Raw genomic sequence first — 11,969 nt, forward strand, 5'->3', positions numbered from 1 at the left:
GCAGGACCACTTTCTGTCGCCGCGGCGGATGCGTGAATGGCGCGACATCCACGGCCAGCTGCACGCGCATGTTGCCGAACTCGGCCTGCGCGAGAACGACAAGGACGCCGGCTACGACGCGATCCATCAGGCGCTGCTGACCGGTCTGCTCGGCAACATCGGCTTCAAGTCGGACGACGCGAAAGGCCGCCCCAAGCCCGGCGAGGGCAACTATCAGGGCGCGCGCGGCATCAAGCTGTCGATCCACCCCGGCTCGGCGCTGGCGAAGAAGGCACCGAAGTGGATCATGGCGGCCGAACTTACCGACACCGGCCGGCTGCTCGCGCGCACCGTCGCCGAGGTGCGGCCGGAATGGATCGAGGCGGCGGGGCGCCATCTGCTGACGCGCATGTACATCGAGCCGCACTGGGAGAAGGACGGTGCGCGCGTGGTGGCGTTCGAGCGCATCAGCCTGTACGGCATCACCCTGGTGCCGCGGCGCAAGATCCACTACGGCCCCGTCGATGCGGCGCTGTCGCGCGAGTTGTTCATCCGCGGCGCGCTGGTGGCGGGCGACTACGACACCAAGGCGCCGTGGTTCGTGCACAACCGTGCGCTCATCAAGGAAATCGAAGACCTCGAACACAAGGCGAGGAAATCCGGCGTGTGGCTGGACGATGAGCGCATTTTCCGCGTGTTCGACGCGCGCATCCCGGCCGGTCTCCACAACGGCGCCGCATTCGAGGCCTGGCGTGCCGAAGCCGAGGCCGCCGATCCGGAAATCCTGTTCCTGCGGCGCGAGGACATTCTCGGCGAGGGGCTCGGCGCCGACCACACGCTGTTTCCCGAGACGATGGCGATCGACGGCGCGGCGTGTCAGCTCAAATACCGCTTCGAACCCGGCCACCCGCTCGACGGCGTGACGCTGCGCCTGCCGCTGTATCTGCTCAACCGGATCGAGCCGGCGCAGGTCGACTGGCTGGTGCCCGGCCTGATCCGCGAGAAGCTCACCGCGCTGCTGAAGTTCCTGCCCAAGGACAAGCGCCGCCCGCTGATTCCGCTGCCGGATGCGGTGACGGCGTTTCTGAGCGCGGCGAAACCCGGCGAGCAGACGCTGACCGATGCGCTGACCGCCTTCATCCGCAGAAAAAACGGGACGGACATTCATCCCGGCGACTGGGCGGGCGAGCTGCCGGCGCACCTGAAGATGAATCTCAGCGTGACCGACGACAGTGGGCAGGAACTCGCCAGCGGCCGCGATCTCGCGAGCCTGCGCCAGCAGCTTGGCGGCGCGGCCCGCATCACCTATGGCGGCGGCGCCGAGGACAGCGGGTTCGAGCGCACCGGCCTCGCCGAATGGAATTTCGGCGACCTGCCCGAGCAGGTCAAATTCAGGCGCAGCGGACGCGAGCTGATCGGCTACCCGGCGCTGGTCGACAATGGCGAGGGCGTCGACCTGCGCCTGCTCGACGCCGCCGACGTGGCGGAGGCCGAGACCCGGCGCGGCGTGGTGCGGCTGCTGCGCATCGCGCTGGCCGCACAGTTCAAGCAGCTCGACAAGGATCTTTCACGCGAGACCGCGCTGGCGCTGAAATACCGCAGCTTCGGCAGCGCCGAGCAGCTGCGCGCAGCCCTGATCGATGCGATCGCCGTGCGCGCGCTGCTGGGCGACGACGACACGCCGCGCGACGAGAAGCGCTTCGGCAAGCAGAAGGAGCGCGCCAAGCCGAGGATCTCCGTGGTGAAGCAGGCGTTGCTGCGCGACGTGGCGGAGATACTCGACCTGCACGCGCAGGTGGCGGCGCGCCTCAACGCCAAGCCGCAGTTCACCGCCGCGATGCGCGACGAGCACGCGCACCTGGCGGCGCTGGTACCGGCGGACTTCATCACCGCCACGCCGTGGGCGCACCTGAAGGACCTGCCGCGCTACCTGCGCGGCATCCTCAAGCGGCTGGAGAAGCTGCCCGCTGCCGAGCAGCGCGATGCGCGCGGTATGGCGGGCGTGCTGACGCTGCAGAACAAGTACCTGGCGCGGCGTGGTCAGGTGAAAGGCGAGCCCCCCGCGGCGCTGGACGACTTCCGCTGGCAGCTCGAAGAACTGCGGATTTCCCTGTTCGCCCAGGAACTCAAAACGCCCTATCCGGTGTCGGTGAAGCGGCTCGACAAATTGTGGGATGAGCTTGCCAGGCAGCCCCTGAATTAAGTAGCGTTCAACTATGAGCGAACGCGTCTTCAACCTGCCCAACGTCATCACCCTGGCGCGCCTGGCGGCAGTGCCGGTCGTGGGCTGGCTGATCCTGCAGCAGCGCTGGGAGGCGGCCTGCTGGCTGTTCCTCGCGGCTGCGGTGTCGGACGGCATCGATGGCCTGCTGGCGCGCCGGCTCCAGCAGACGACGCAGCTGGGCGCGGCGCTCGACACCGTCGCCGACAAGGCGCTGGGCCTGGTGACGCTGGTGCTGCTGACGCTCGAAGAAGCGATCCCGATGTGGGTGACGCTGGCGATCCTGCTGCGCGACAGCGTCATCGTGCTGGGCGCGCTGAGCTACCGCGGGTTGGCCGGCCATCTGGAAATCCATCCCACCTGGCTCGGCAAGACGCATATGTTTGCCGAGTTTGCGCTGCTGACGCTGGTGCTGGCGGGCCTGGCCGGTCTGCTGGCGCTGGAGGGCTGGCTGCTGCCGTTGTTCGGCATCGTGTTCGTCATTGCCGTGCTCTCCGGGGCGCAGTATGTCTGGATCTGGAGTGCCAAGGCGCGCGCGGCGGCCCGCTTCAAATCTCGCTGAGACGTTATTGAAAGGCAAGGCAGCGCTGGCGTTCCGACTCGCAGCCGGATTTGACCCGGTACATGGCGGCGTCGGCGGCGCGAATCAGCGTATCTTCGTCACTTCCGTCGTCGGGATACACCGCCTGGCCGATGCTGGCGTCGATGCCCAGATGGAGGTCGTCAAAGCGGGTGCTGTGGGCCAGGTTATGTTCGATCTTGAGCGCAGCGGCGACGCAGTCGTGCCGTCCCTGCACGCCTTCCAGCAGTACCACGAATTCGTCGCCGCCCAGGCGCGCAACCGAATCGGATTCGCGCACGCAATCCCGTAGCTGCTGCGCGACTTCCATCAGCACGGCGTCGCCGATGTGGTGGCCATGCCGGTCGTTGATATCCTTGAAGCGGTCCATATCCACATACAGGATACCCACCTTGCCGCCATAGCGATGGGCGTGGCGGATCGCCTGCTGCAGGCGGTCATAAAACAGCCGCCGGTTGGCCAGTCCGGTGAGCGGGTCATGCGTGGCCTCTTCGCGCAGCGTTGCCCGCGAGCGCTCGAGCTCCATCATCTGTGCGTCTATCTGCCGCGATTTCTGGCTGATTTTTCGTAGTGCATGCCTGGCGATCAGCAGGGCCAGGACGACCGCCGCAATGCCGAATGCCAGCGTGAGCAGAAAAGTGCGCCGGTAGGTTTGCTGCGCCTGCTGCTGGGCGATGAGATTGGCCTGCTGATAAAGATTGCGCATATCGGCCAGTTGCAGGTTGAAGGCTTCCTGGATAGGGATGGCTTCCTGCACCAATACCCGGTGCGCGTCAGCACTCAGCTCGGAGTTGAGCAGATCGACCACGCGACCCTGTACCAATTCGATGTTGTTGACCAGGTGGGTCTGGGTATTGAAGCTGCGTTGCTCGGCAGTGGAAAATCCCATCTGGCGCAGGGCGTTGCGCCCACTTCCGACCAGGAAACCGGCACGGTTGAATTCCATGAAATGGGTATCGCGTTCGAACGGGTCGTCGGCAAGCGCCATGCGGAACAGGCTGTCGGTACGGATATGCGCCGCCACCTGGGTTTGCGTGATGAGGTCGATCTTGCGGTTATGGTTCTCGACCACCGTGCGCATCTGCTCGCCCAGCGTTTGTAATTGCAGCAGACCGTTCAATGCCAGCCCGCAGATCAGGACGATCAGCGTGACGAAGGCCGCTCCGGTAGTGAGGGAGAATCCGCGTTGCATGGGCATAGACGCTTGTGTTCAGGCCATTATTGATGTTTAGTCCATTATTGGCCGGGTTGCAGCGCTGGCTGCGGCATATCGGCCTGCTGAAGGACCTGCAAGGCATGGGCCACCTGCTGCGCGTGGCGTGCCGGGTCAACCTTGCTGAAGCGTGCCGCGATACGGCCGTCGGGCGCGATGATGAAGGTATGGCGGCGGGCGAATCGCACGAGCCCAAGATTCAGCAGGCTGTCGTATGCTGCGGCCGTCCGTCCGCCCGGGTCCGACAGCAGGGGAAACGGCAGCCGGTATTTGCGTGCAAAACCGGCGTGCGACCGGGTGTCGTCGACGCTGACCCCGGCCACCGCTGCGTTGAATTTGCCCAGCACCCCGATGTCGTCGCGAAAGCGGCATGCCTCCTGGGTGCAGCCGGGCGTATCGTCCCTGGGATAGAAATACAGCACCAGCCAGCGCCCGGCATAATCGCTCAAACGATGAGTGCGACCGTCCTGATCCTGCAAGGCGAAATCGGGCGCGGCGCTGCCTTCCGTCCGCTGCGGGCCTGGCCGCAGCATCCACAAAACCGCGCTGGCCAGCAGTAGCAGCAACGCCAGTCCACCCAGCATGTATTTATTCATCGGTGCCTCCCGTTTGCATCATAGCCGGGTTGTGCGCCAATCGAGTGTGTCCGATAGGGTTCGGCAATCCACGCCGGATTCGGTAGAATGCGCGCCACGCCCCGGTAGCTCAGTGGATAGAGCAACCCCCTCCTAAGGGGTAGGTCGGACGTTCGATTCGTCTTCGGGGCGCCAACAAAAACAATAATAACAACAGGATACGATGCAATAGCTTGCTCTTGCTTTCCCTTGATTTATTTCAATTGTCACCCTACTGGGTGACGGGAAGGTGACAGATATTTGGTCGTCCTCTTCCGTTCTCGGAGTACGGAGCACGCGAGAGAATATTCTTGTCACCCGGTGCTTTATTTTTCGCTTTTCGAGCCGATAATGTTTTTATGACCCGCGCATTTTGCGCGTGAGCCGCAAGGCTCCGGAGAACGCTAAACCATCCCCTTTGGTGATCGCGCTCCACTCACTCGGTTAGGACCCGGGTACAAAGGGGGATGGCGCTCCGGAGAGTGTCATGCAAGACCTCATCAACGCCGCGTTTCCGCCGGCACTGCCGCCCGTCTTGGGCGTCGAAGAGCTGTCCAAGCTCATCAAAAAGTCCCCCGCCAGCATCATCGCCGACCGCTCGCGCGCACCGTACCGGTTGCCGCCGAGCTGCGAGCCGCCGAAGAGCCGTCAGCCGCTCTGGCTGCTTTCCGACGTGCTCGACTGGCTGCGTCACTACCAGCGTCCCTCAGTGCCGCCGCCGGCTGCGTTCGCGCAGCCCAGGTCTGCAGACACCCGGCATCGGCGCGGACGCCCTACCAAAGTCGAGCAGACGGAGGCGAATAAACTAGGCATTAGCGTTCGTGAACTTCGTGAACGTTCAGGTGAAGGGGCACAGAAATGAGCGCCTTCCCGTTTCGCCCCTGTTCGCGGACTGTCCGACGACTTGTGCGCATAGGCGCTTTGCCAGCTGGCGTACCGCACACGCCGAGAGAAATTCAGGTTGCACGCGACAGGATAGCGCGTGGGATCGCAAGCCTTGTCGACCAAGGTTTCTTCAAGGGTCAGCATCGGCGACCCAGGAATGACGAGGGCTGGCACGAATGGCTGCGCCTTCAGGCCTCTGCTCGATCCAACGCGGCGAGCGGGTCGGAAGTTGTCTTTGGTGGGCTTTGAAATGGGGACCATTAAGGGGGTTCCCGATCCCGGGTCGCAACACTCACTAGGTGATGCCTTTTCCCGGATACAGCAGCGCGCCGCCGAGGCGGCGGCTCGCAAAGAGAAGAGAGGCGAGGCACCGCCCACGCAGAGGCTTTTCCTGCCTGGTTTGGCCGAATTCATGCGAGCGGTCCCCAACCACGTCGCCAGATCCTCCCTGTTTGCGCCAATTGCTAGAGGCCGTCGCAAGTTTCATCATGAGACATTGCTTGTCACGCGCGCCGATGCGGTCATGCGATATACCGGTGAACAGCTAGACGAAGCAGATGCCGATCTGACTTTGCAGCTGATTTACGAGGCCATTCAGTTCCCGTTAGGCGTCGCGGTAACGCTGAATCGAGCGCGCTTACTGCGTGCGATGGGGCGAAGCACTGGCAGAAACGACTATGAATGGCTGCAACGACGTATGAAAGCCCTGACTGTGGCGACGCTCTTCATAGAAGCGAGACGGCCGGATGGATCCGTCAAATTTCGCGTAGGCCATCTTGAGGCATTCCATATCGTTCAGAGCTTCCGCTATGACGACGCATCCGAAACGTACTGTTTCATGATGGATCCCCGTTGGGTGCAATTGTTCAGCAATCGCGAGTTCGCGTTGATTGACTGGGCTAAGCGGCTCGAAATTCGACGCGGCCAGGACATGGCGAAGGCATTCCAGCGCCTTATAGCCACGTCATCCAATCCGGTGCAGCGATACGCGCTGGACTGGCTCAAAGACAAGATGCAGTACGCCGGGCGAATGCGTGATTTTCGTGAGGCGCTGGATCGGGCGATGCGCGAGCTGCAGCGGCTAGAACTTATCGCTTCGTGGGGCATTGAGCGGAGCACGAAGGGGAAAGAGCAGCTTGTAATGTGGTCCGGAACGTCGGGATAGCGTCGCACCGCAGTCGGGATAGCATCGCTCCAAAACGGGACAGCATCGCGTTTGGTCGGGATAGTGTCGCCCGCCCACTCATGTAATCCCATATGGCGCAAGGCTGTCAGCGGCGGGAATTGCCTTTTACCCTCTTTTTATCTTTCTTCTACAGCCGGCATCTGTGGGTAGATCGGTGGCGTAAGCACGAGTTTCGGTAAGGAACCTTGCACGCCCCCGCGCCGATGGGCGAGGCCCCTCCGCAAGACCAGTCTGCAAGTTTGGGCGGCATGCCGCCCTGTTCCGCCTGTCGGCGGCAGGCAGCCAATCTCACCCACACGGACATAAGACACCAATAAACCGCGATAGCTAGCTGCATGCATCAAGATGCCTTCATGCTTTTTTGGAGGCAACGATGAAACGGTTCTATGAATACGCTGGCGCGGTGGCGCTTGTAGTCCTTACTTGGGCGGTCTTGATGTGGCTGCTTGTACTCTCCCTTCCTTTGCCGACACCGGAAGAGCAGGCGGCGTTTGACCGCTGGCAGGTGGAGCAGATGAACCGTGTAGGCGCGACCGGTGGAGAGAAAAAGGAATGAAGCAAGCGCGTTGTGATCGTCCCACCGATTCTTGTACGCGCAGTCGCCGCTGGTCGTCTCGCCTTAGTCGCTGGCTTTGGGTTTGCGTTTGCGGAAGAGCCTTTTGCGAAAACTCGGATGGCTCGATTTCAACGCTGCCACTGCGAGGCGATATGGATCCGAAGATCGTTTGCCCAGAATGCCGAGCCCCGATGGCGTTAGTTTGTGGCTCGCGCAATGGTGACTTCTATAGTTGTTCGCGGTACCCGGTCTGTCGCGGCACGCGCCCCGCGGTTGCTGGAAACGACGGAGGGACGAAATGAGCACTAAACATACCCTTGCTGCGCGCCTGCGAGACCTACAAATTGAGTTCAAGTTATGGCTCGCTGCCTGGCTTGCTGCGTCGGCGGCCCTGGTCGCTTCCCTCTATCTGTACCTGCGTCCCGTTGCGAATGGGGAGTTGTGGCGCGATTACTTGCTGGCTCGTCTGCTCGACTTCATTGGATTGGGGGCTGTCTCAATTCCAGGCTGGCATACCCCAGCCCTCGTTGTTCAATTTATTAAAGACGAACTGTCGCCTGCCCTTGTAACGATCTGGGATCGAGATTTTGCTCTGCTACTGCAATCGCCGGCTTACGCACTTATCGTGCTGTCGTTGGCTTTTCTAGTCTTCTTCGACCGAAAGGCCTGATATGGAAAGCATGATTTTTGGTGCGTCGATTGCCGTTGTGGTGTTGAGTTTGCTGGTATGGCGATACCTGGCTTCTACTTCAAAACTTCACAATGGCACCACTCGTCGCATCTTTTTGTCCGGCGTGACTGGCGCAGCCATCGCACATTTGTTGACGCTAGCCAGTCTATTGCCTGGGTTTGTCGCTGGATCGGTAGTGGGCCTGTGGCTGTCCCACAAGCGTTCCAACAGTCCAGTCCGGGGGTGCGCCGCGGACGTTATGAACGACGCCGGAAAAATGCGCTTGCTTGCAGCGCCCTTTGACCCCGGCCCATGCATCCAAAAAGCACGCAGGGCAGGGCGCGACGAGATTTTCATGGGGCTTGGCCAAGACCGGAAGCCAGTCTCGTTCCCACGGTCGAAGCTGGACAAGAATCACCTCGAAATCCTGGGTGAGTCCGGCGTCGGGAAATCCTCTCTCGCGGGCGTGCTGCTGGCACAGTTTGCCGCCGCCGGAGAAAGCGTGATTGTGCTGGACCCGAAAGGGGACCGCATGCTTCCGGGCGCCCTTGCGCGCGCAGCCAGTGCCTATGGATTCCCTATCACGTACATCGACCTCAGGTTCGGCCAGCCACCGCAGCTAAATCCATTCCTCGGCACGCGACGCGATCAGGTCGAAGAATTGCTGCAGGTCGCGTTGGAGCTGGGAAAAACGGGCTCAGGTGCAGTGGATTTCTATCGAGGGAACGACCGGGAGGCGACCGGATACATGGCGGAGGCTTTCGCGGATGGCGAAGCCTCGATACCCGAGTTGCTCGAAAAAGCGGCCGAAGATGAGCGCGTCACGCAGAATGAAAACCTGTGGCGTGAGTTCCGACAAATTGCACGCGTGCCGGCTTTCAATGTCCGTCATGGGCAGGACGGGCACGAGCTCGAAGAACTCATCCACCGCGGTGGTGTGATCTACGTCACGGGCTCGACGACGCGGCTGGAGGTGCAGGCGGCGCAAAAGCTGCTTCTTCAGCGCGCCATGCAAATCCTCGATGAACGCCGCGACCAGTCTCGGCCTGTCGCGATATTCCTCGATGAGCTGAAATACATTCTCTCGCCAGCGGCCTTACGAGCTGGGGGAACGATTCGCGACCGTAACGTACACCTGCTTTTCGCGCATCAGTCCATTGGTGATTTGTCTGACTGCCCAGGGCTCGACCCCAAGGCGGTGCGAGGCGCGATCTGGGGCAATTCCGGTATCAAAATCGCGTACAAGATGCTTGACGCCGAGACTGCGCGAGAACTGTCCCTCATATCCGGCGACCGTGCGGTGTTGGAGACACGAACGACCGAAAATGAAGATGGCGTGAGCGTGGCACAGAGCATCGGCAAGGCTAGCCACATGCCAGCACACATTTTCACGCACCTGCCGAAGCCGGCTGGGGAGGAGGCGAGCGTTGGTGTCGTCATCGGTGACGGTCCGGCGTATTTCCTTGCGACACGCTGGCTGGAAGCCGGGTCACCGCCCGAGCCGATCCCGGCGCCGCCTCTGCTGACTGAATGTGCTGCAGCCATACCGACTGAAACGCCTTACGCAGCCGCGGAACCTGCACCCCTTGACATACGGGAGAGCCGCACCCGCGAAGCTGACTTTGGCGATCTTTTGCGGTGAGGTGGCGCAGACATGCCCCTGATTCCCCACTCCCATGCCGAACGTCTCGCCGTCCAGGCAACGAAACGCCGACGCCTGCTGGCTTGGCTGCGGATGGAGCTCTGGACGCCGATTGACATTGCAGGTGACGTCATGGGCGTGCGCGACCGCCGCACCGTCCGCACTACGCTCGCTGCAATGGCTCGCGACGGCCTGGTGACGCTCGACAGCATCGAAATCCCGTTCGGCAGCCTCCGGCTGGTTGGCATCACCATGGACGGGCAAAGTGCTGCCGCCGGCATGGAGCGCACGCTAATCGGCAAGGCCTATGAGCGCGGACGCATTGGTCTGACAGTTCTGGACCATAGCGTCGACCTGCAACGCCTGAAGCTCGCCTGTCTGCGTGCGGGATGGAAAAACTGGGTACGGCCAGATGCTGCGAAGTGGGGCAAGCATCACCGGCCGGATGCAATCGCCGTCATGCCGGATGGCACACCTGTGGCCATTGAGTGCGAGCGCACGGTGAAGACGGTAAAGCGGTACAAAGCCGTCGTTGCGAATCACCTGGGTGCGTTGAAGAAAAATGCATACCGGCATGTGATTTACACCAGCCCGACACCGGAAAAGGCATGCAACGTCGAGCGCCTGTTGCGCAGCCTGCCGCCGCTCGTTGTTGCCGGAGAGAAGGTCTTGCCTACTCCGGTGATCGACTCCAATTTCTCGTTCGTCACATTCGAACACCTGCCCACCCTGATACTGAAAGGAAGCTGACCAGCATGATCACAGTGCAAAAAATCAACGACCTGGCGAAGAAGATGAAATCTGCGCCCAAGGTCGAAAACCAAAACCGCAGGGTTGCCAAAGACGAAGCCCTGCAAAAGCTCCTGCCCGGCATGAAAACCATGCACGCGAATGGCTACGACGCCGAGCAGATTGCCGCCACCCTCGCCGACGCCGGCCTGAAGGTTTCAGCGCGCACCGTTGCGTGCATGCTGCGCGGCAAACCCGAATCCCGCCGACAGGTGGAACAAGGCGCATAGCGCCGCATTTGACGGCTTGCCCGCGCAGCCCGCCGACAGGCGGGCGGACACCGCCGTAGCTGGTTCCAGGAACTGCTGCGGCGGTTTTTTTGCGTCCAATGCGCTGAAAAACGGCTGCCTTGCTTGCCCTTATGAATTGCGCAGCGCGATTGTGTTTGCGCGCGCGGCAATCGATGGGGGCAATCTCGGCGGCAGCGTGCCGGTGGCCATTCGGCGGGCTTCGCCCCCTGCGCACCCTCAACGCACCGTCTGGGGCCGCTTCGCGGGCGGCTAGGGCCGCAACCCCAGACTTTCCGGGCTGGACGCCCGGCATGCCTTGTGGGGCTTGCCTTCGCGGGGCATCTTCGATGATCCCGCTCCGCGCTCCTGCGGTCGCTTGGGGGTCGGCTTGCCCGCCTGCGGCGCGCGCCCCCCGCTTCGCGTGGGCTCCCTCCGGGCGGCCAGGCGGGCGGCCTACGGCCACCCTTGCCGGCAAGCCGTCACTGGCCTCCGTCGGTCGGCCTCACATCCGTTCGGCTCTCACCGCCGTCACGTCACGGCCACTCCGCTGCGCTGCGTGACCGTGCCGCGTCGGGGTTCGACTCGCTGCGCTCCCTGCACGCAGCTGTCGCTGCGTTTCGGTCCCTCCGCGACCCCGCTTGGGCGGGGCCTGCAAAGCGGGGGGCGCGCGCCATTGGCGCTTGCCGACCGGGCTCCGCCCCCGCTCGGGGTCGGGCGCTGGGGCGCCCTAAAACCGACGACGCTTCGCTGTCGGCTTTTCCCGGCGGCTCCCCCGTCCGAAGCCGACCCTTCGGGCGCGTCTTCGGAGGCAGCGTCGAGACGCTCGCTTCGCTCATTTCGACTTGCCCCGCGCACGTCCTGGCGGTCACGCCCTACGGTCGTTCGGCCATGACGGCGCGGCTCCCGTCTGGGCGCCGCCTTGCGTGGCCGTAATCAGCCCTTCGAAGCCTTCGGCCTCAGGCGGAGCGATTCACTTCTCCATCATGCGCCGCGAATTTCTGCGGCCAGCCTCCCACCCGTCGAGTTGGCTTTGTTTGCTGAAGAGAGCTCGCATTCCCAGACAGTAAAGACCCTCCAGCCTAGCGCGGCTAGCTCCTTCGCAACCCGTGCATCGCGGGCAAGGTTTTTCGCGAATTTTTCACTCCAGAATTCCACATTACTCTTGGGCATCGAGGCAACCTTGCACCCCGCATGGCGGTGCCAAAAGCAGCCGTGGACGAAGACAACGGATTTGTAGCGAGGAAAAACGAGGTCAGGTTTGCCCGGAAGGCCGGCACCGCCCAAGCGATACCTTAATCCGAGCCCGTGCAGGGTCTTGCGTAACACGAGCTCTGGCACAGTATCCTTGCCCCTGATCCGGGACATGCGTTCAGATCTCTCGCGTGGGGAAAGGATGTCAGCCAT

Annotated in this window: 13 protein-coding genes and 1 tRNA gene; 11 read left to right on the top strand and 3 right to left on the bottom strand. The window is 62.5% G+C overall.

Translation table 11 applies throughout. The features are described 5' to 3' along the window. A partial coding sequence (locus tag Q0L94_RS11870) for a DUF3418 domain-containing protein (RefSeq protein ID WP_296753514.1) occupies window positions 1-2,182 on the top strand: 2,182 nt, incomplete at its 5' end. A gap of 13 nt (window positions 2,183-2,195) precedes the next feature. Then, window positions 2,196-2,762, top strand: a complete 567-nt coding sequence (locus Q0L94_RS11875; RefSeq protein WP_296753515.1) for a CDP-alcohol phosphatidyltransferase family protein — start codon at window positions 2,196-2,198, stop codon at window positions 2,760-2,762. A gap of 4 nt (window positions 2,763-2,766) precedes the next feature. Here the strand turns inward: Q0L94_RS11875 and Q0L94_RS11880 are convergent, their stop codons facing one another. Together Q0L94_RS11880 and Q0L94_RS11885 are read right to left on the bottom strand one after the other, a co-directional pair. Next, on the bottom strand, window positions 2,767-3,972 hold the full coding sequence (locus Q0L94_RS11880) for a diguanylate cyclase (protein ID WP_296753517.1): 1,206 nt from the start codon (window positions 3,970-3,972) through the stop codon (window positions 2,767-2,769). Window positions 3,973-4,016: 44 nt separating this feature from the next. After that, a complete protein-coding gene (locus tag Q0L94_RS11885) occupies window positions 4,017-4,589 on the bottom strand; it encodes a peroxiredoxin (RefSeq protein ID WP_296753519.1) in 573 nt (190 codons plus the stop codon). 98 nt (window positions 4,590-4,687) lie between these two features. Between Q0L94_RS11885 and Q0L94_RS11890 the strand changes: the two genes are divergently transcribed. The 9 genes from Q0L94_RS11890 (at window position 4,688) to Q0L94_RS11925 (ending at window position 10,565) form a co-directional block, all read left to right on the top strand. After that, window positions 4,688-4,763 (top strand) — tRNA-Arg (locus tag Q0L94_RS11890). 331 nt (window positions 4,764-5,094) lie between these two features. Next, window positions 5,095-5,469 (top strand): hypothetical protein, encoded by a 375-nt coding sequence (locus Q0L94_RS11895; RefSeq protein WP_296753520.1) that lies wholly within the window; start codon window positions 5,095-5,097, stop codon window positions 5,467-5,469. 120 nt (window positions 5,470-5,589) lie between these two features. After that, window positions 5,590-6,657, top strand: coding sequence for a plasmid replication initiator TrfA (gene trfA / locus Q0L94_RS11900; protein ID WP_296753522.1), 1,068 nt, complete (start codon window positions 5,590-5,592; stop codon window positions 6,655-6,657). A 394-nt stretch (window positions 6,658-7,051) separates the two neighbouring features. Then, a complete protein-coding gene (locus Q0L94_RS11905) occupies window positions 7,052-7,234 on the top strand; it encodes a hypothetical protein (RefSeq protein WP_296753523.1) in 183 nt (60 codons plus the stop codon). A 152-nt stretch (window positions 7,235-7,386) separates the two neighbouring features. Next, window positions 7,387-7,536 carry a topoisomerase DNA-binding C4 zinc finger domain-containing protein gene (locus tag Q0L94_RS17935; protein WP_366799472.1) on the top strand — a complete coding sequence of 50 codons (150 nt, stop codon included), beginning with the start codon at window positions 7,387-7,389 and terminating at the stop codon, window positions 7,534-7,536. Further along, window positions 7,533-7,904 (top strand): hypothetical protein, encoded by a 372-nt coding sequence (locus tag Q0L94_RS11910; protein WP_296753525.1) that lies wholly within the window; start codon window positions 7,533-7,535, stop codon window positions 7,902-7,904. Before Q0L94_RS17935 ends, Q0L94_RS11910 begins: the two co-directional genes overlap by 4 nt. A 1-nt stretch (window position 7,905) precedes the next feature. After that, complete coding sequence (locus Q0L94_RS11915; protein ID WP_296753527.1) at window positions 7,906-9,546, top strand: TraM recognition domain-containing protein; 1,641 nt, start codon at window positions 7,906-7,908, stop codon at window positions 9,544-9,546. Window positions 9,547-9,558: 12 nt separating this feature from the next. After that, window positions 9,559-10,296: a hypothetical protein gene (locus Q0L94_RS11920; protein WP_296753530.1), complete on the top strand. Its 738-nt coding sequence runs from the start codon at window positions 9,559-9,561 to the stop codon at window positions 10,294-10,296. Window positions 10,297-10,301: 5 nt separating this feature from the next. Further along, window positions 10,302-10,565, top strand: a complete 264-nt coding sequence (locus Q0L94_RS11925) for a hypothetical protein (RefSeq protein ID WP_296753532.1) — start codon at window positions 10,302-10,304, stop codon at window positions 10,563-10,565. A gap of 981 nt (window positions 10,566-11,546) precedes the next feature. Here the strand turns inward: Q0L94_RS11925 and vsr are convergent. Then, window positions 11,547-11,969, bottom strand: a complete 423-nt coding sequence (gene vsr, locus Q0L94_RS11930; RefSeq protein ID WP_296753533.1) for a very short patch repair endonuclease — start codon at window positions 11,967-11,969, stop codon at window positions 11,547-11,549.

The organism is Thiobacillus sp., from assembly GCF_024708915.1.